The 17955-nt window shown below is 73.0% G+C and carries 17 protein-coding genes; 8 read left to right on the forward strand and 9 right to left on the reverse strand.

Going from position 1 to position 17955, the window contains the following annotated elements; all coding sequences use genetic code 11:
* Positions 1–31 precede the first annotated feature (31 nt).
* Entirely contained in the window at positions 32–832 is an 801-nt protein-coding gene (locus K7G61_RS22300) for a DUF3558 domain-containing protein (protein WP_225848704.1), read from the reverse strand.
* Between the two features lie 230 nt (positions 833–1062).
* On the opposite strand from K7G61_RS22300, the gene K7G61_RS22305 reads away from it, so the two are divergent.
* Entirely contained in the window at positions 1063–2844 is a 1782-nt protein-coding gene (locus K7G61_RS22305) for a hypothetical protein (RefSeq protein WP_225848705.1), read from the forward strand.
* A gap of 70 nt (positions 2845–2914) precedes the next feature.
* Here the strand turns inward: K7G61_RS22305 and K7G61_RS22310 are convergent, their stop codons facing one another.
* Entirely contained in the window at positions 2915–3841 is a 927-nt protein-coding gene (locus K7G61_RS22310) for a DUF3558 domain-containing protein (RefSeq protein ID WP_225848706.1), read from the reverse strand.
* Between the two features lie 284 nt (positions 3842–4125).
* Between K7G61_RS22310 and K7G61_RS22315 the strand changes: the two genes are divergently transcribed.
* Positions 4126–4284 carry a hypothetical protein gene (locus tag K7G61_RS22315; protein WP_225848707.1) on the forward strand — a complete coding sequence of 53 codons (159 nt, stop codon included), beginning with the start codon at positions 4126–4128 and terminating at the stop codon, positions 4282–4284.
* Between the two features lie 111 nt (positions 4285–4395).
* On the forward strand, positions 4396–5589 hold the full coding sequence (locus K7G61_RS22320; RefSeq protein ID WP_225848708.1) for an RtcB family protein: 1194 nt from the start codon (positions 4396–4398) through the stop codon (positions 5587–5589).
* Positions 5590–5686: 97 nt separating this feature from the next.
* Here K7G61_RS22320 and K7G61_RS22325 read toward each other — a convergent pair whose 3' ends face one another.
* The 7 genes from K7G61_RS22325 to K7G61_RS22355 form a co-directional block, all read right to left on the reverse strand.
* Complete coding sequence (locus K7G61_RS22325) at positions 5687–6001, reverse strand: hypothetical protein (RefSeq protein ID WP_225848709.1); 315 nt, start codon at positions 5999–6001, stop codon at positions 5687–5689.
* Complete coding sequence (locus tag K7G61_RS22330; RefSeq protein ID WP_225848710.1) at positions 5998–7725, reverse strand: FAD-dependent oxidoreductase; 1728 nt, start codon at positions 7723–7725, stop codon at positions 5998–6000. The genes K7G61_RS22325 and K7G61_RS22330 overlap by 4 nt, the downstream gene beginning before the upstream one ends.
* On the reverse strand, positions 7722–8465 hold the full coding sequence (locus K7G61_RS22335) for a ferric reductase-like transmembrane domain-containing protein (protein WP_225848711.1): 744 nt from the start codon (positions 8463–8465) through the stop codon (positions 7722–7724). Before K7G61_RS22335 ends, K7G61_RS22330 begins: the two co-directional genes overlap by 4 nt.
* A 474-nt stretch (positions 8466–8939) precedes the next feature.
* Complete coding sequence (locus K7G61_RS22340; RefSeq protein ID WP_225848712.1) at positions 8940–9965, reverse strand: helix-turn-helix transcriptional regulator; 1026 nt, start codon at positions 9963–9965, stop codon at positions 8940–8942.
* A gap of 200 nt (positions 9966–10165) precedes the next feature.
* The gene (locus tag K7G61_RS22345; RefSeq protein ID WP_225848713.1) at positions 10166–10933 is read right to left on the reverse strand and encodes an SDR family oxidoreductase; all 768 of its coding nucleotides are present in this window, start codon (positions 10931–10933) and stop codon (positions 10166–10168) included.
* 49 nt (positions 10934–10982) lie between these two features.
* Positions 10983–11549, reverse strand: coding sequence for a hypothetical protein (locus tag K7G61_RS22350; RefSeq protein WP_225848714.1), 567 nt, complete (start codon positions 11547–11549; stop codon positions 10983–10985).
* Positions 11550–12017: 468 nt separating this feature from the next.
* Positions 12018–12617 (reverse strand): hypothetical protein, encoded by a 600-nt coding sequence (locus K7G61_RS22355; protein WP_225848715.1) that lies wholly within the window; start codon positions 12615–12617, stop codon positions 12018–12020.
* Between the two features lie 106 nt (positions 12618–12723).
* Here K7G61_RS22355 and hemL point away from each other — a divergent pair, with 106 nt between their 5' ends.
* From hemL to K7G61_RS22380, 5 genes are all read left to right on the forward strand, one after another.
* Positions 12724–14031 carry a glutamate-1-semialdehyde 2,1-aminomutase gene (gene hemL, locus K7G61_RS22360; RefSeq protein ID WP_225848716.1) on the forward strand — a complete coding sequence of 436 codons (1308 nt, stop codon included), beginning with the start codon at positions 12724–12726 and terminating at the stop codon, positions 14029–14031.
* Positions 14028–14720, forward strand: coding sequence for a histidine phosphatase family protein (locus K7G61_RS22365; RefSeq protein ID WP_225848717.1), 693 nt, complete (start codon positions 14028–14030; stop codon positions 14718–14720). Before hemL ends, K7G61_RS22365 begins: the two co-directional genes overlap by 4 nt.
* A gap of 383 nt (positions 14721–15103) precedes the next feature.
* Positions 15104–16483 carry a hypothetical protein gene (locus tag K7G61_RS22370; protein WP_225848718.1) on the forward strand — a complete coding sequence of 460 codons (1380 nt, stop codon included), beginning with the start codon at positions 15104–15106 and terminating at the stop codon, positions 16481–16483.
* Positions 16484–16566: 83 nt separating this feature from the next.
* Positions 16567–17178: a TlpA disulfide reductase family protein gene (locus K7G61_RS22375; RefSeq protein ID WP_225848719.1), complete on the forward strand. Its 612-nt coding sequence runs from the start codon at positions 16567–16569 to the stop codon at positions 17176–17178.
* A 1-nt stretch (position 17179) separates the two neighbouring features.
* Entirely contained in the window at positions 17180–17953 is a 774-nt protein-coding gene (locus K7G61_RS22380) for a cytochrome c biogenesis CcdA family protein (RefSeq protein ID WP_225848720.1), read from the forward strand.
* Positions 17954–17955: the final 2 nt, after the last annotated feature.

The raw sequence follows: 17955 nt of genomic DNA on the forward strand, positions 1-17955 counted from the left end.
TACGGATAGCGGGTGGGCGGACCCCAGTTCGTTACGAGTTCGAGTTCGCCGCCGCGACCGCCGCGAGCGCGTCCTTCGCCGCCTGCTGCGCCCCGGTCTGCACGGCGCCCGCCGACGGGTTCTTCTTGCCTTCGAGTCCTGCGCCGTTGTACTCCACGAGCACCACGACATTGCCGGTACGGGCCAGCAGCGTGTCGTTCTGCGAGGTGATCTTGGCGAGCGTCTGCGTGCCGGTGACCTGGTTCGCCTGGTCGCCGAAGCCGGTCAGCGGGCTCGCGGTGAACCCCTTGACGGCGGAGAGCTCCTGGAGCTGCTCGGTGTAGCGCTTGCGGGCCTGGTCCTCGGCCGAGCCGAGCCGCGGGTCGTCGGCGAAGCGCTGCAGGCTGACCGACAGCCAGCGGTACTGGTACCCGTCCTTGCCGTTGCCCGTCCACGAGCAGGTGCCGCGCGTGTCCGGGTCGCCGCCCGAGGTCGGGGTGCCCGCGCTGTGCCTGGCCTTGGGTACGAGGCCGGCCACCGTGCCCGCGGTGACGGCCTTGCAGGGGCTGGGCAGCTTCGCGTACTTCGCGGGCGCGGCGGCGGTGGTGGTGCTGCTCCCGCCGCTCTTCCCCGAGCCGCCGCCGTCCGCGGAGCCGCCGCTCTTCCCGGAGCCGCCGGCCGAAGACGCAGCGCTCGCCGTCGCGGCCGGTTCGCCGCCGCCTCCCGAGCCGGAGCAGGAGACGAGCACCACGCCCGCCACGGCCGCGACCCCCACCGCGGCGCCGGCGATCAGGATGACCTTGCGGCGGCGCGAGTCGTCGGTACGGCGTCGGCGGCGTCCGTGGCTCGTCATGATCGGCGGTCCTTCGATGGTCAGGCGTCCGGTCGGCCCACCACCCTAACCGGCGCGGCCCCGGAGGACCGGCGGGGCCCCGGAGGGCTCCCGCCGCCCTGGGGCTCCCGCGGCCGCCTGCCCCGCGGCAGCGGCGGCGTACAACCGTTTTCCGGCGCCGCCCGTCTCGTCTTCAACAAGACACGCCGGCCCGAGCCGAAGGGGGGCGGGCCGGTCAGGGGAGGGAACCGATGTCCATCACAGCGAGAGCAGGGGCAGGGGCAGGAGCAGGCGCCGGCGGGCGAAGGCCCGCGGCGGCCGTCCGCGCGCTGAGCGCCCTCGTCGCGTCCGGCGCCGCGCTCGCCGGGCTGGCGCTGGGCGCCGCCGCGCCCGCGCACGCCGACACCCACCTGACGCTGCGCACCTCCGAGCAGGAGGTGCGCCTGACGGCGGGCCCGCCCGGTCAGCAGGGCCAGCCGCAGACCGTGTCGGCCTTCGTGCTCGGCGGGGACGACCAGCACATCGACCGCGTCCAGGTCCGGGCCGAGCTGAGCGGCGGCCTGGCCGGGGCGGCGACGGCGACCTGGCCGGAGGGCTGCACCCCCAGCGGCGCCGACAGCGCCCTGTGTGACGTCGCAGCCGACGATCAGATCACGGTCACGCTGCGCGCCGCCGCCGGCGCGCCCCACGCCACTGGCACCCTCACCTTCACCGGCGTGTCCGCGAACCTCGCCGGCGAGGCCGCCTCGACCGCCGTCACCGTCGAGTCGGGACCGGCCGTGTACGTCGTCGGCGTACCCGCGAGGACGAAGGCGAAGCCGGGGCAGGACGTCCCGTTGCCCTTCGACCTGGTCAACGCCGGCGACCAGGCGGGCGACGGGGCGATCGTCTCCCTGTGGATATCGCCCGGCCTGGACATCGACGGCCGCTCGTCGAGCTGCCTGTACAGCAGCGGGGGCGTCCCCTCGCACGTCCAGCACGTCGTGTGCTTCCTGGACGCCGTGTCGCCGGGCACGACCGTCTCCTACGCGCACGCGCTGACCTTCACCGCGAAGCCCTCCTCGCTCATCGAGGACGTGGAGATGAGCGTGGGGGCCGACACGTCCGCCGCCCACGCCGCCGCCCTGCGCGACTTCGACGGCGTCCCGGGAACGGGCCCCGCGCTGAAGCCCGACGGCAGCACGGCGGGAATCCCGTCGGCGGGCCTTCGGCTCGGCGCCGATCCCAAGATCGACGTCGACAACACCGCGGAGATGTCCGTCACCACGCCGTCGCCCCTGAAGGGCGCCAACGGCGCCACCCTCGACGTCGACCTGGCCGTCACCAACCACGGCCCGGCCGACTACATGGACAGCTGGGACGAGTTCCCGGCCGCGTACGTCGAGCTCGTCCCGCCGCCCGGCACGACGATCAGCAGCTTCGTCGACGTGGGCTGCTTCATCCTGGCCAAGGACGACAAGACCGTGATCGGCAACGGCAAGCCCCGGACCGGCGACCGCGTGGTGTGCAAGACCTCCTACGTGTTCTTCGCGGGCCGCACGGAGCACTTCTCCTTCACGCTGCACGTCGACAAGGTGATCCCGGGCGCCACCGGCAAGGCGTACTTCCGTACCGACTCCCCCGAGGGCCGGCCCATGCCCTGGGACAAGAACACCGCGAACAACTCGGCGGCCTTCGTGCTCAACCCGGCCAAGGGCGGCGGCACGTCCGGCGGCTCGTCGGGCTCGGGCGGTTCGGGTACGACGGGCGGTACGACCGCGGGCACGGCGTCCGGCGGCTCCGGTACGTCCGCGGGCGGTACGGCGGGCGGTTCCGCCACCGCGGGGACGACCACCGGCGCGACGACCGGCTCGGCGTCCGGCTCCTCCGGCGGCACGTCCGGCACCTCCCCCGACGGCTCCCTCGCGGCCACAGGATCGGGCACGGCGCCGCTGATCACGGCGCTGGCGGGGACCGCCTGCGCGGCGGGCGCGGCCGTCCTGCTGCTCGCCCGCTCCCGCCGACGCGCCCACAGGGGCGCGGCCCGTCCCTGAACACCGTCCCCGCCCGTCACCTGCTGTCCCCGTCCCTGGCACCTCGGGGGACGGGGACAGCGGGCGGCGGCTACTTCTCGACCTTGCGCTCCAGTTGCGCGGCGGCCTGCTGAGCGGCCTGCTGCATCCTGGCGCTGTCCGGGCGGGGCGCGCCCTTGGCGGCCGTCTCCGAGTAGACGACGGTGACCAGGACGTTCGCCGTGCGGAAGACCACCGTCACATCGCGCCGGGCCGAACCCTTGGTGACGTCGTCCAGGAAGGCGTCGTTGCCGAGGTCGGTCAGGCGGCGAGGGGCCAGGTCGGGGGCGGCGGTGCCACTCCCGCCGTTCGTGGAGCCGCCGGACGCATTGGCCGTGCCACCGGCCGTACCGGCAGTACCGGAGGCGCCGGAGGTCCCCGAGGTGCTCGTACCACCGGACGCGTCGGCGCCGGCGGACGAGCCCGCCGTACCCGAGGAGCCCGCCGTATCCGAGGAGCCGGAGCTGGAGCCGTCGGAGGAGCTCTGGGCGGTCGCGCCGTCCGTGGTGGCCGCCGTACTCGTGGGGGCGGAGGGCCCGATCTGGTGGGCCGCGGCCTGCTGGTCGAAGTCCTCGCCCGCCTGCACCTCGTCGCTGATCGCGGGGTCGTACGAGACCACGCGCTCCAGGTCGACGCTCAGCGTCCGGGCCGTGCCGTCCGGCGTGCGCCCCTGCCACTTGCAGCCCACCCGGCGGTCGGTGTCGTAGGTCAGCGACTCCGTACCGGAGTAGTCCCCCGCGCCCGGCACGAGCTGCTTCAGCGCGTCCAGGTCCAGCGCCACGCAAGGCTGCGGCAGCGTCCGGTACTTGCCGGGTGGCGCGGGCGAGACCGTGGGACCGCCCGCCGGGAGCGACTTGGCGGCCGTGGCCTTCCCCGCGGACGTGCCGTGTCCGTCGCACGCGCCGAGCGCGGCGACGGCCAGGGCCACGACGGCCGCACAGGCCGCGGCCGGTCGTCTTCCCGTGGACCGCTGGGGCACTGGCTGGTCCCTTCCTCGTGCCTGTCGGGTGTGGTCGGGCCCGGTCGTCGCGGGCCCGGCACGGTTACGGCCGGACGCACGCACCGGCGCCCTGCCGGATGTACGGGCGTACGGGCCGGGGCCGCGGGCGGTGGCCCGGTCCGCCGGCCGCGGCGGGCCGAGCGGCGCGCGCGGACGGCGCCCCGTCGGCGCACCGCCGTAAACCCTTGGCGCACCTGAGCGAGCCCTGGACACAATGTCTACCGCACGCTTCACCGAAAGCGCCCGTCGGGGCGGACTATCGGGTGACGCGATCGCCGCCACGGGAGTTCGCGGCGGACGCGGCCCCGCGCACCACCGCGCACACCGCGCGGGGCGCGCGTGCCGTGAACGCCACGTACGCCGTGTTCACCACGTATGCCAGGTACGACGGGTACGACGGGTGCGCCACGTACGCCATATAACGCCATGTATGCCGCGTACGCGCGGACTCGACGTACATCGGGCCCATCACGTACGTCCCGTACGCCGTGTACACCGCGTACGCCACCTATGCCGTCTCCAGGGGGACAGTCATGACCTACACCGAGGTGCCCGGCGCCCGGGTGCCCATCCGCATGTGGACCGACCCGGCCGCCGTCGAGGGCTCGGCGATGCAGCAACTGCGCAACGTCTCCTCGCTGCCGTGGATCGCGGGCCTGGCCGTCATGCCCGACGTCCACTACGGCAAGGGCGCCACGGTCGGCTCGGTCATCGCCATGCGCGGCGCGGTCTGCCCCGCGGCGGTCGGCGTGGACATCGGCTGCGGCATGAGCGCCGTCAAGACCTCGCTGCGCGCGGACGACCTGCCCGGCGACCTGTCCCGCCTGCGCGGCAGGATCGAACAGGCCATCCCGGTCGGCCGCGGCCTGCACGACACGCCGGTCGACCCCTCCGGCTTCCACGGCCTGCCCACGGCCGGCTGGGACGACTTCTGGACCCGCTTCCAGGGGCTCGCGCAGCCCGTCCACTTCCGCGAGGAGCGGGCGGCCAAGCAGTTGGGGACCCTCGGCTCCGGCAACCACTTCGTCGAGGTCTGCCTGGACACCGAGGACACGGTGTGGCTGATGCTGCACTCCGGCTCGCGCAACATCGGCAAGGAACTGGCGGAGCACCACATCGGCGAGGCGCAGAAGCTGCCGCACAACCAGGGCCTGGTCGACCGCGACCTCGCCGTCTTCATCGCGGACACGCCCCAGATGGCCGCCTACCGCAACGACCTGTTCTGGGCCCAGGAGTACGCCAAGCACAACCGGGCCCTGATGATGGCGCTGCTGAAGGACGTCGTCCGGCGCGAGTTCAAGAAGGCCAAGCCGGCGTTCGAACCGGAGATCTCCTGCCACCACAACTACGTGGCCGAGGAGCGGTACGAGGGCGTGGACCTGCTGGTGACCCGCAAGGGCGCGATCCGGGCCGGCGCCGGCGACTTCGGCATCATCCCGGGCTCCATGGGCACCGCCTCGTACATCGTGCGCGGCCTCGGCAACACCGCGGCCTTCAACTCGGCCTCCCACGGGGCCGGTCGGAAGATGAGCCGCAACGCCGCCAAGAAGCGCTTCTCCGCCCGCGACCTGGAGGAGCAGACCCGCGGCGTGGAGTGCCGCAAGGACTCCGGCGTGGTCGACGAGATCCCGGGCGCCTACAAGCCCATCGAGAAGGTGATGGACCAGCAGCGCGATCTGGTCGAGGTGGTCGCGAAGCTCAAGCAGGTCGTGTGCGTGAAGGGCTGAGGCGGGGGAGCGGCGCCGGCGGCGGGACGTGGCCGCCGGCGCTTCCGGACGAGGTGCCCGGGGTTCCTCAGCCGACCTCAGCCGACTTCAGCCGACCTCAACCCACCTCGGACGTGACGGTGGCCGTCGGTGAAGGTGATGACGTCGGTGACGTCGGTGAAGTCGGTGACGGTATCGAGACGGGCTGCGGACCCTGCTCCGTTCCGGTGTTCGCCGTCGGGGCCTTGCTGGGGGGCATCGGTGCGGCGGTGAGCAGGACCCGGCCGTAGGCGCCCATCACCGCGGCGGTCACGAGCACGATGACCAGCCAGCGCAGGTGCAGGCGGGCGGGCAGGCTCAGGGCCCAGGCCAGCAGCCCGCCGGACGGTGCCCGCCGGGCCCGGCGGTTGCGCACGTATCCACCCCGGCTCATCGTTTCCTCCTTCTGCGGGTGCCACGCGCACGCGGGCGGGAAAGGCCGATCTGGTCGCGGTAATAGAGGAGTTCCAACGGCATGTCGAAGGCCACGGCGGCCACGACCTGCGGCCCGTAGGGGGTTTGGCGGGTGTAGCGGGCGATGAAGCGCTCGGCGCGCAGGGACCCCTCGACGATCTCGACGTCCGTCCCCAGGGACGGGATCCCCGCGGCCTGGATCCGGGTGCCGTGCTGCTCGGACCAGAACCGGGGGACGGGTACGAAGCGGGTGGCGCGGTCCGGGCCGCGCAGCAGGGCGTCGGCGGCGTGCTGGCCCATCTCGACCGCGTGGATGAGGTGCTCGACGCGCCGGGGCTCGGAGTCGAAGCGCGGGTTGGGCCAGCGGGCGACGTCGCCGGCGGCGACGATGTGCGGCAGGGTGCGGCCCCATGCGTCCACCGCGTGGGTGGTGGGCCCGCACAGCACGCCGTCGGAGACGTCGAGACCGCTGCCGCGCAGCCATTCGGTGCGGGGATGGCTGCCCAGGCCGAGGACGACGAAGTCGCAGTCGAGTACGCCGCCGTCGTCCAGCCGCAGTCTGAGCATGTCGCCGTGGTCCTGCCAGTCCGTGATCCGCGTGCCGAGCCGCACGTCCACGCCGGCCCGGCGCTGGATGCCGGCGACGACGGAGCCGACGCGTTCGCCGAGGACTCGCCGCAGCAGGGGCGCGCTGTGCACCACCAGGGTGACGTCCATGCCGTGTTCGCGGGCGGTGCAGGCCAGTTCGCAGCCGACGAAGCCGCCGCCGAGGATCACCACGTGGTGGGCCTGCGCCGCGTGCATCGCGCGCTGCACGGCGGCGGCGTCGCCGAGCGTGCGTATCGTGCGGACCCGCTCGCTGAAGACCGGTGCCTCGGGCAGGCGTTTGGCGTCCACGCCTGTGGCGATGACCAGGCCGTCGAAGGGCAGCCGTTCGCCGCCGCGCAGTTCGAGGGCCGAGCCCGGCAGGTCGAGTCCGTGGATCGGGGTGTCGAGCAGCCAGTGGGCGTCGAGGCCGTCGTCCGCCCGGAAGACGAGCTGTTCGTCGCTCAGCGCGCCGGACAGGTACTGCTTGGACAGGGGCGGTCGGCTGTACGGGCGGTGCGGCTCCTCGCCGACCAGGACGAGTTCTCCGTCGAAGCCGCGTTCGCGCAGCCGGGTGGCCGCGCTCAGACCGGCCAGCCCGGCCCCCGCGACGGCGATCCTCCTGCGTCCGGCCCGGGACGCCTTCCCGCTGCGCAAGGGCCGGTCGGACCGGCGGCGGCTGTCGGGGCCCGCGCCGCCCTGGATCTGGATGGCCTGCATGGGGCAGCAGCGCACGGCCTGCCGCGCCTGGGCCGCGAACTCCGCGGGGACCGCGCGTGTGTAGTGCAGCGAGCCCGTCTCGGAGATCCGGAAGATCTCCGGGGCTTCCTGCTGGCAGATGCCGTAGATGTGGCAGCGGTTGTTGTCCACGCCGACCCGGACCGGTTCGTCCTCGGGGACCAGCACCGGGCCCGGCAGGTCGAACGAATCGGCCCTGATCGGTGCGGCGATGGACTGGAGTTCGATCGCGGCGGGCGGAGGAGGGGGCGCCGCGGCCCGCGCCGCGTACGGCGGGGGCGGGGGGCCCGGGTGGCTCCCGTTCGCAACGGGGGTGTACGGCGACCCGTTCGCGGCGGTCAGGAAGCGGTCGGCCGGGGATCCCGGTGGCGGTTGCGTCACTTGACCACTCCGTCACGGCCGGCGAAGGCGCGCTGCCGCAAGCGGGACCGGGACGGGAAGAGACGGATCAGGAACACCAGAAGAACCGTTCCGGCACCCGCCGCGACGCCGACCGACACCGGATTGAAGTGGCGCGGCTCGGGGTGCACGAGAAAGACGTGCAGCCAGAGCAGGGCGAAGGACACGTAGGCCAACTGGTGCGTCCTGAGCCAGCGGTGGTACCCGAGCCGGCGCTGGAGCCAGACCGAGCAGGCCACGGCGACAGCCAACTCCGTGCCGACGATGCCGAACCCGACCGGCACTCGCTGGACGTGACCGACGAAGGGAACGCCGAGCTGCGTCCAGCCGATGTCCCAGACCGGCTGGTACAGGAACGTCAGGCCGTGGATGCCGCCGAAGATCATCGCGGACAGCGCCAGCGTCATGTGGGCCCCGTAGAAGGTGGCGCGGTTGACGGACCGCTGCATGAACCGCAACCGCAGCATCACCCCGAGGACCACGGTCGCGACCATGAGCACGTAGGCGATCAGGGCCGCCAGCCGCGCGATCTTGTGCACGCCCACGTCGTACGGAACGTGCTGGTTGTACGCGTCGAGAGGCGACCCCGGTACGGGCGCCGCCGCACAGGCGGCCGGCGAGAACAGGCAGGAACAGAACACGGCCGCCAACAGAAACCCGAGCACCGTCCCGGCCGTGACGACGGCCTGTCCGCGACGGGCCCCCACCACTCCCTTGGGCATACTGCGAACTCCCTGCGTAGAGGTCTGTGCGGGAGCGCGACGAACGACCCGCTGATCGTCGTCGAGCCCGATCGCGCCTCTCCCCGAAACCCCTGGGAATCCCGAAAAGCCCTGGGAATCCTGGGAATCCTGGGAAATGACGCAAAAACCCCCGAAGGCAAGGCGCCCTTGGGCTGATGACCGGTCGGGCGCTCGCTTGGCGGCTGACGGTACACCAATCGACCGGCCGTGAGCGTTACCGAGCGTATGGCCTCCGTCCGGAATGATCGGTGAATTCCCGTTCGAGTGGTGACGGCGATCCCGTGTGGCAGCCAACCTCTGAGGACGCTCTGAGTTTCCGGCGCCGAACTCCGCGGCCCGGCGGTGTATTCCCCCTGGTCATCCCGTGTGTTCCGGTATCGGGCCCGGGGGTGACGTGCGCGGCGGGACGCGCGAGCGGGGGACCCGTGACGGACGGCGCCGGCCGACGGGACGTCACGCCGCCGGGGGTTCGAAGTCCGCGCAGTCCGGCGGGCGGCGGGGGTTGAGGAGGGCCAGGCCCAGGCTGGTGACCGTGTGGAACACGTACTTGCCGTTGCGGCGGCTGGCCAGCAGGCCCGAGTCGCGCAGCACCGCGATCTGGTAGCTGGCGCTGGGCAGGGAGACCCCCACGGCCTCGGCGATCTCGGAGGTGGTGCGGGCCTCGGTGCGGGCCACCTCGCCGAGTACGGCCGCGCGGGTCCTGCCCAGCAGCCGGGTCAGGTCCTCGCCCGTGGCGGGGGCGTCCGCGCTGCCCGGGACCACCAGCGGCTCCCTCGCGGCGGGGAAGACCAGCACGGGCGGCAGCAGCGGGTCGGCGAGCGAGGTCGGCCGGCGCCAGCAGAAGTACGAGGGGAGCAGCAGCAGGCCGCGCCCGGCCAGATGCAGGTCGCGGGTGACCGGGTAGTCCACCTCCAGGACGGGCGCCGTCCAGGTGGCGTAGGGCCGCAGGCCCTCCAGGAGCGCCTGCGTACCGCCGTCCAGCAGCTCCCGGGTGCGTACCGCCACGTCCCTCGCGACCGCGGCCCGCACCTGCGGCCAGTACGGTGCCAGAACCGCCTGGTGGTACGTGGACATGGCGTCGGCCAGCTCCCGCAGCCCGCCGGGGGCCGCGACGCAGTACCCGGCGGTGCCGTGGCCGGTCTCGGCCAGCCGTACCAGGTCCCGGGCGACCTGGGAGGGCGGTGTCGCCAGCAGCCGCTCCAGCGCCGTGGCCGGCTCGGGCCCGGCCGGGTCCGGCGTGAGGAAGTCCGGGATGTACCCGGCGGACGGCACCAGGGAGCGCAGCAGGACCAGTGCGTCGTGCGTCGCCCGGTCGGCGCGCAGCCGCGCGTGGGCCGCCCGCCGCCATGCGCCGAAGACCGGCGGCGCCTCCCGGGAGTGCACCCGGCGCACGCTGTAGACCAGCTCCCACAGCGGGTCCGGGACGCGGGCGACCCGGACCTTCCGCAGGTCCTCGGCGGTGAAGTGGACGCGTAGCACGGAACTCCTCCCCGTACGGCGGCCGACTCGGCCACCGCGGTCCTCTACGGACCGATTGCGGGGACGTGCTCAGCGCGGCAAGTGGTTGCGCCGGTTCCGCTCAGCGGAACGCGAGGCGGACGTGGCTGCCGATGCCCACGGGACGCATGGGACATACGGGGGCGGCACGACCGGGGAGCCCCCGTGCGCGGGAGGGCCGCTCAGAGCTCGCGGTGCACCTTGGTGTTGGAGGCCTGGGCGCGGGGGCGCAGGACGAGCAGGTCGACGTTGACGTGGGAGGGCCGGGTGACCGCCCAGGCGACGGTGTCGGCGACGTCCTCGGCGGTGAGCGGCTCGGCCACCCCCGCGTAGACGGCCGCCGCGCGCTCCGCGTCGCCGCGGAAGCGGGTGAGGGCGAACTCGTCGGTCCTGACCATGCCGGGGGCGATCTCGATGACGCGCACGGGCCTGCCGTTCAGCTCCAGGCGCAGGGTCTCGGCGATGACGTGGGCGCCGTGCTTGGCGGCCACGTAGCCGCCTCCGCCCTCGTACGTCGCCAGGCCCGCCGTGGACGACAGCACGACCACGGTGCCGTCGCCGGAGGCGGTCAGGGCGGGCAGCAGGGCCTGGGTGACGTTGAGGACGCCGATCACGTTGACCTCGTACATCCGGCGCCAGTCGGCGGGGTCGGCGGCGGCGACCGGCTCGGTCCCGATCGCGCCGCCCGCGTTGTTGACCAGCACGTGCACGGGCGGGTGGGCGTCGAGGGAGGCGGCGAAGGCGTCGACGGCGGCGCGGTCGGTGACGTCGAGGGGGTGCGCGGAAACGCTGCGGCCCTCCGCGGTCAGCTCCTTGGCCAGCGCCTCCAGCCGCTCGGTACGGCGAGCGGCGAGCGCCACGTGGAATCCCGCCTCGGCCAGCCTGCGGGCCGAGGCGGCACCTATGCCGCTGCTCGCGCCGGTGACCACCGCGGTCCGGGAGCTCGTCATGCCACGCCGCCTTTCTCGCGCCCGCGGTCTCACGACCGCGGGCCACCCGTCAGCATATGCGCGCCTTCCCGCCGCCGTTCAGCGCCCGCAGCGTCACCCGCTGGTTGAAGGCGAGCAGCGCCACCGTCGAACCGCACATCACGGCGGCGAGGGTGAGGTGGGCCGGCCCGGAGACCGCCTGCTTCCCGAGCGCGCCGAGTGCGAGGTGCAGCCCGACCCGCAGCGCGATCAGCCCGGCCAAGATCTTCCGGGTGCCGCGGCCCTTGAGCATCGCCCGGGCCGTGTTCAGCCGGCCGCGCATCACGGTACGGGCGAGCACGATGTTCGCCACCACGGTCGTGACCATGACCGTCCAGCCGTACGGGGACGACTTCACGACGTCGTAGGCGGCGCCGATCAGCCCCTCGAAGGCGAAGAACCAGACGGGGACGGGCCGGAAGACGGGGGCGCGGGTCTCGGCGCCGGCCCCGGGGGCGGGCTTGAGGAAGGCCGCGGAGCCGCTGTCGGTGTCGGGGGTGGGCTCGGGATCGGGGTCCGTGTCGGCGGGGGGCTCGGCGGGAGCTTCCGCGGTGGTGGTGGCGGGGTTCCCGGCGGGGGCGATGGTCGTCGTGGTCATGGCACAAGCATCACGGTGGCCGCGGCGCGGGCGGCAGAGCCGGAAATCCGCGTTCCCGCATGACATCTGTCATGCGTCCGGGGAAGCGCGGGGACCGTCTCGGCACTCCCGCTCGCGTGACGGCCCGGCGTGACAGCCCAGCGTGCCGGTTCGGCGCCCTGGCCACCGCCGGCTCCCTCACGTATCCCTTCCACCCGCCGCACGGCGAACGCCTGTTGGCGCGGGTGCTGAAGCGGGGGCCGACGAAAGCTTTCGGCCAACTCGGGACCGCCGGGCGCTGAGTGCGGGAGGCCGCGGGCGGCGTCGCGGGGGGTCCGGACCACGCTCGTTCCACCGTCGGACCGCCCCGGCTGCGGGTTCGAGACGTGGCGGAGATCCGCCACAGGCGAAAGGGGTGAAGCGGACGGAAGGGATCAGGAAGGGATCAGGAAGGAATCAGAGAGGGATCAGGAAGCGATCGGCGAGGGATCAGGGCCAGACGAGGCAGTAGAGCTGGTGGCCGGATTCCTGGCAGCGGCGGGCGAAGTCCTGCCATTCGTGCAGCATCTGGTAGATGACGAAGGCGTCGCGCGGCCCCCGCCGGTCGGGAACGGTGGACCAGATGAACGCGGCGGCGCCGAGCTCCTCCTCGCCCGCCTTGCGCAGCGGTTCGACGACCGAGGCGGGCAGCCGTACGACGGCGTAGTCCGGGTGCAGGACGACGAGTTCGAGCGGCGGGACCTTCGCCGGGGGTATGCCCTCGATGCCGGTGAGCACCATGGCGGCCATCGTCTCCGGCTTGACCTTGGTGTACATGCCCTGGCCGAGCTCGTCGCCGCCGAGTTCCTCCGGGCGCATGGAGATGGGGACGCGGGCCGCCGTGGCCCCGTCGGGCGCACCGAAGTACTTGTAGGTCACCCCCACTCGGCCACCCCTGCTCCTGCCTTCCGCGGTCGGTCCGTCGTCCGCCGCCGGGCGGTTCCCGGCCCCGCGGCGCCTGCTGCCCTGCTGCCGATTGCCCTGCTGCCGCTGCTGCGGATCGCGCTGCTCGCCCTGTCCGTCACCCAGTGCGTCACCACGCTGCTGCATTCCACTACCCGACCATCCGCAGACCCAACCATGCAACCCGATCATCGTCTCAGATGTCGGGTGGAGGCGGTGCGGCGCAACGCCCGGCATTTGAGAACATGTGCGTGTGAGCTATCCCTACGAAGCACCAGTGTCCCAGGAACTCTTCGACCGTGCGGCGGCCGTCACGCCGGGTGGCGTGAACTCTCCGGTGCGGGCGTTCCGTGCCGTGGGGGGCACACCGCGTTTCATGGTCTCCGGCCGGGGTCCGTATCTCACCGACGCGGACGGCCGCGAGTACGTCGACCTCGTCTGCTCCTGGGGGCCGATGATCCTCGGGCACGCCCACCCGGAGGTGATCGCGGCCGTGCAGGCGGCGGTGGCCCGCGGCACCTCCTTCGGCACGCCCGGCCAGGGCGAGGTCGAGCTGGCCGAGGAGATCGTCCGCCGGGTGGAGCCGGTGGACCAGGTGCGGCTGGTGTCGTCCGGCACCGAGGCGACGATGTCGGCGATCCGGCTCGCCCGCGGGTTCACCGGGCGCTCCAAGGTGGTCAAGTTCGCGGGTTGCTACCACGGTCATGTGGACGCCCTGCTGGCCGCCGCGGGTTCCGGGGTTGCCACTTTCGGGCTACCCGACACTCCGGGGGTGACGGGCGCGCAGGCCGGCGAGACCGTCGTGCTGCCGTACAACGATCTCGACGCGGTGCGCGCGGCCTTCGCCGCCCACCCCGGCGAGATCGCGTGCGTGATCACCGAGGCGTCGCCCGGCAACATGGGCGTGGTGCCGCCCGCCCCGGGCTTCAACGCGGGACTGGCCCGCCTGTGCGCCGACAACGGCGCGCTGTTCATCTCCGACGAGGTCATGACCGGCTTCCGGGTCAGCCGCTCCGGCTGGTACGGGATCGACGGGGCGCGCCCCGACCTGATGACCTTCGGCAAGGTGATGGGCGGCGGCTTCCCGGCGGCGGCGTTCGGCGGACGCGCCGACGTCATGGCGCGCCTGGCACCGGCCGGCCCGGTCTACCAGGCCGGCACGCTGTCCGGGAACCCGGTGGCCACCGCCGCCGGGCTGGCGCAGCTGCGGCTGCTGGACGACGCGGCGTACGCGGCCGTGGACGCGGTCTCGCTGGAGATCCAGGGGCTGGTCCGCGAGGCCCTCGGCAAGGAGGGCGTGGCGCACCGCGTGTCCAGTGCGGGCAGCATGTTCTCGATCTTCTTCACCGAGGACGAGGTGCGCGATTACGAGGACGCCAAGCGGCAGGAGGCGTTCCGCTACACCGCGTTCTTCCACGCCATGCTGGCGCGGGGCGTGTACCTGCCGCCGTCGGCCTTCGAGACGTGGTTCGTGTCGACCGCGCACGACGAGCGGGCGGTGGAACGCGTCGCCGAGGCCCTTCCGGCCGCGGCCCGGGCAGCGGCGGAGGCGAGCGCATGAGCGGGACCGAGCGCGCCGAGGGGCGGCTGACCGTCGTCCACCTCGTACGGCACGGGGAGGTCCACAACCCCGCGGGCGTCCTGTACGGCAGGGCGCCCGGCTACCACCTGTCCGAGCTCGGGCGGCGGATGGCCGAGCGCGTCGCCGAGCACCTGGCGGGGCGGGACATCGGGTACGTGGTGGCGTCGCCGCTGGAGCGGGCGCGGGAGACGGCCGAGCCGATCGCCAAGGCGCACGGCCTGGACGTGGCCTCCGACCCGCGGCTCATCGAGGCCGCGAACGCCTTCGAGGGCAAGACCTTCGGCGTCGGCGACGGCGCCCTGAAGAACCCCTCCAACTGGAAGTACCTGCGCAATCCCTTCCGGCCGAGCTGGGGCGAGCCCTACGTCGACCAGGTGGTGCGGATGATGGGCGCGATCGGCTCGGCGCGGGAGGCCGCCGCCGGGCGCGAGGCCGTGTGCGTCAGCCACCAGCTCCCCATCTGGATCGTGCGGTCCTGGGCGGAACGCAGGCGCCTGTGGCACGACCCGCGCAAGCGGCAGTGCACGCTGGCGAGCGTGACCTCCTTCACCTTCGACGGGACCGAGCTCGTCTCCGTCGGCTACGGCGAGCCCGCGCTCGACCTGGTGCCCGCCCACCTGCGGGCCGGGGCGAAGCCGCAGGGCAACCAGAAGGCGTTCGGCGCGTAGCGCCTCCGGCGGCGGGCCCGCGGACGCGAAGAGGATCCGCCGGCGGGCCGCCGGCGCGAAGAGGATCCGCCGGGCGTACGCCATGGGCGCGGGTGTCCCCCTCACGGGACCCCGCGCCCTTTCGCACTCCCGCTGAACGGCGCGTGTGCGCCCGGCGGTCGCGGGCGTCAGGACGAAACGTTTCTGCGCAAGGGGGGCGCGGCCGACGCGCGCCCGGGGGAGTCCCGCTCCGCGTCCTCGTTCATGCGGGTACTGCGGAAGAAGAAATTCCGCTTCTCAAGTAACCATGAGGAACCTATGAACGTCATAGTGGGTGACCTGATTGTATGACCGGTCCTTTGCGGGGGACTCGCACGGGACGCCGGGGAAGACGGGGAACGCACATGGGTTCCATGAATCGAAGGACTCTGCTGACGACGACCGCGGGCGCCGCCGCCGCGGTCGCCGTGGCGGGATGCGGGTCCGGCTCCGGGGGGAAGAGCGAGGGGGCGCCGCGCCCGCCGGGGACCGGCGGCTCCCGGCCGCACTCGGGGGCGGGCCCGTCGCCCGGCCCCACGGCGACCCTGATCGGTGACGGCTCGACCGCGCGCACCGGCCCGCAGCCCCACCAGCCGCCGAAGCCGGAGCGGCTGGAGCCGGGCCAGAAACCGCCCCAGTTCGTGATCTTCTCGTGGGACGGCGCCGGCGAGGTCGGCAACGGCCTCTTCCCCCGGTTCCGCAAGCTCGCCGCCGACCACGGCGCGTCGATGACGTTCTTCCTGTCCGGCCTCTACCTGCTGCCCGAGGACAAGAAGCTCCGCTACGCCCCGCCCCGCAACCGCCGCGGCGCCTCCGACATCGGCTACCTCACCGACGAGCACGTCCGCGCCACCCTGGACAACGTCCGCCGGGCCTGGCTGGAGGGCCACGAGATCGGCACCCACTTCAACGGCCACTTCTGCGCCGGCCACGGCAGCGTGGGCAACTGGAGCCCGGCCGACTGGCACAGCGAGATCGAGCAGGCGAAAGGTTTCGTCACCCGCTGGAAGACCAACACCGGCTGGCACGACCTCGACCCGCTGCCCTTCGACTACGACAAGGAGCTGATCGGCGGCCGCACCCCCTGCCTGCTCGGCCAGAAGCAGTGGCTGCCCACCGCCGCCGAGCTGGGCTTCCGCTACGACGCCAGCTCCCCGGGCGGCAACCAGGTCTGGCCGGGGAAGAAGCACGGCCTGTGGGACCTGCCGCTGCAGCTCATCCCGTTCCCCGGGCACCGCTTCGAGGTGCTGTCGATGGACTACAACATGCTGGCCAACCAGTCCCACGCGGCCACGAAGTCCGACCCGCGCAACTACCCCGGCTGGCGCCGGCAGGCCGCCGCCTCGTACATCGCCGGCTTCCAGCGCGCGTACGAGACCAACCGGGCCCCCTTCTACATCGGCAACCACTTCGAGCACTGGAACGGCGGCATCTACATGGACGCCGTCGAGGAGGCGTTCAAGCACATCGCCTCCAGCGGGCTGGGGGACGTACGGCTGGTCTCCTTCCGCCAGTTCGTGGACTGGCTGGACGCCCAGGACCCGGCCGTGCTCGCCAAGCTCCGTACCCTGGAGGTCGGCGAGCAGCCGCCCGGCGGCTGGCGGGAGTTCCTGGCCGCACCGCCCACCGGTTCGGGCGGGCGCTCGGGCGCGGGCGGGCACTCGGGCGCGGGCGGCGGCTCCGGCTCCGGCGGGCACTCGGGCACGGGCGGCGCGGCGAGCGGCGGATCCGACGCCGTAACCTGATGCTTATATGGGGCAAATGCCGCTTTTGGTGTGGACGTCGGGGGTGCCCACGATCGCCCGGGGGCCCATGCGAAACTTTTCACATGAGCCCTACGCGCGCCCCCCGACGCCTCCGGTTCCGCGGTGCCGCCCTGGCGCTGGCCGGAACCGCGGCGCTGGCGTCGTCCCTCGCCGCCTGTTCGTCCGGTTCGGGCTCCTCCTCGGGCCAGTCGAACTTCGTCGGAGGCAACGGCGCCATCACCTTCGTCAAGGCGGCCGACCGCAAGCCCGCCCCCGACCTGTCCGGGAAGACCGTCGACGGTTCGCAGGCGAGCCTGGCCGCGTACAAGGGCAAGGTCGTCGTCGTCAACGTCTGGGGCTCGTGGTGCGCCCCCTGCCGCGCCGAGGCGCCCAACCTGGTCGCGGTCGCCAACGCCGACAAGGACAAGGGCGTGCAGTTCCTCGGCATCAACACCCGCGACCTGGAGACCGCCCCGGCCGCCCGCTTCGAGAAGAACTTCAAGGTCCCCTACCCGAGCCTGTACGACCGGGACGGCAGCCTGCTGCTGCGCTTCCCCAAGGGCAGCCTCAACGCCCAGGCGATCCCCTCCACGCTCGTCATCGACAAGCACGGCCGGATCGCCGCCCGGGCGCTGAAGCCGCTCAGCGAGGACGACCTGAACCAGATGATCGCCCCGATCCTCGCGGAGAAGTGACATGGTCGCCGGTACGCCGGCCGTTCTCGCGGCCGACCCCAGCCAGACCGTGCTCACCGGAGCGCTGCTGGCGGCGATACCGGTCGCCATGGCCGCCGGCCTGCTCTCCTTCTTCTCCCCGTGCGTCCTGCCGCTCGTCCCCGGCTACCTGTCGTACGTGACCGGGCTCACCGGAACCGATCTCGCCGAGGCCAGGCGGGGCCGGATGGCGGCGGGCGCCACCTTGTTCGTCCTCGGCTTCAGCGCCGTCTTCGTCTCCGGCGGAGCGCTGTTCGGCAACTTCGGCTGGACCCTCAACAAGCACAAGCACGAGATCACGATGGTGCTGGGCGCGCTGACCGTCGTCCTCGGCCTGGCCTTCATGGGGCTGATCGGCGGCCTCACCCAGCGCGAGTTCCGGTTCCACTTCCGGCCCGCCATGGGCCTGGCCGGCGCGCCATTGCTGGGCGCGCTGTTCGGCCTCGGCTGGGCGCCCTGCATCGGCCCGACCCTCGGCGCGGTCCAGGCGCTCGCCTTCAACGACGCCAGCGCGGGACGCGGCGCGCTGCTGATGTTCTTCTACTGCCTCGGTCTCGGTGTGCCGTTCATCGTGACGGCCATCGCCTTCCGCCGTATGCTCGGCGCCTTCAGCTGGGTCAAACGCCATTACGCGTGGGTGATGCGAGCCGGCGGGGCCATGCTGGTCACCGTCGGCGTCCTGCTGCTCACCGGCGTCTGGGACCACATCACCTACCAGATGCAGATCTGGTCCGCAGGCTTCACTCCAGGATTCTGAAC

Source organism: Streptomyces sp. HPF1205 (genome assembly GCF_020400825.1).
GTDB lineage: Bacteria > Actinomycetota > Actinomycetes > Streptomycetales > Streptomycetaceae > Actinacidiphila.

What these genes read in the sequence shown, in the direction of transcription:
- K7G61_RS22350 (WP_225848714.1), bottom strand. Translation starts at nt 11,549, where the DNA reads ATGACCACGACGACCATCGCCCCCGCCGGGAACCCCGCCACCACCACC.
- K7G61_RS22375 (WP_225848719.1), top strand. Translation starts at nt 16,567, where the DNA reads ATGAGCCCTACGCGCGCCCCCCGACGCCTCCGGTTCCGCGGTGCCGCC.
- K7G61_RS22335 (WP_225848711.1), bottom strand. Translation starts at nt 8,465, where the DNA reads ATGCCCAAGGGAGTGGTGGGGGCCCGTCGCGGACAGGCCGTCGTCACG.
- K7G61_RS22305 (WP_225848705.1), top strand. Translation starts at nt 1,063, where the DNA reads ATGTCCATCACAGCGAGAGCAGGGGCAGGGGCAGGAGCAGGCGCCGGC.
- K7G61_RS22320 (WP_225848708.1), top strand. Translation starts at nt 4,396, where the DNA reads ATGACCTACACCGAGGTGCCCGGCGCCCGGGTGCCCATCCGCATGTGG.
- K7G61_RS22380 (WP_225848720.1), top strand. Translation starts at nt 17,180, where the DNA reads ATGGTCGCCGGTACGCCGGCCGTTCTCGCGGCCGACCCCAGCCAGACC.
- K7G61_RS22300 (WP_225848704.1), bottom strand. Translation starts at nt 832, where the DNA reads ATGACGAGCCACGGACGCCGCCGACGCCGTACCGACGACTCGCGCCGC.
- K7G61_RS22355 (WP_225848715.1), bottom strand. Translation starts at nt 12,617, where the DNA reads ATGCAGCAGCGTGGTGACGCACTGGGTGACGGACAGGGCGAGCAGCGC.
- K7G61_RS22365 (WP_225848717.1), top strand. Translation starts at nt 14,028, where the DNA reads ATGAGCGGGACCGAGCGCGCCGAGGGGCGGCTGACCGTCGTCCACCTC.
- K7G61_RS22325 (WP_225848709.1), bottom strand. Translation starts at nt 6,001, where the DNA reads ATGAGCCGGGGTGGATACGTGCGCAACCGCCGGGCCCGGCGGGCACCG.
- K7G61_RS22370 (WP_225848718.1), top strand. Translation starts at nt 15,104, where the DNA reads ATGGGTTCCATGAATCGAAGGACTCTGCTGACGACGACCGCGGGCGCC.
- K7G61_RS22345 (WP_225848713.1), bottom strand. Translation starts at nt 10,933, where the DNA reads ATGACGAGCTCCCGGACCGCGGTGGTCACCGGCGCGAGCAGCGGCATA.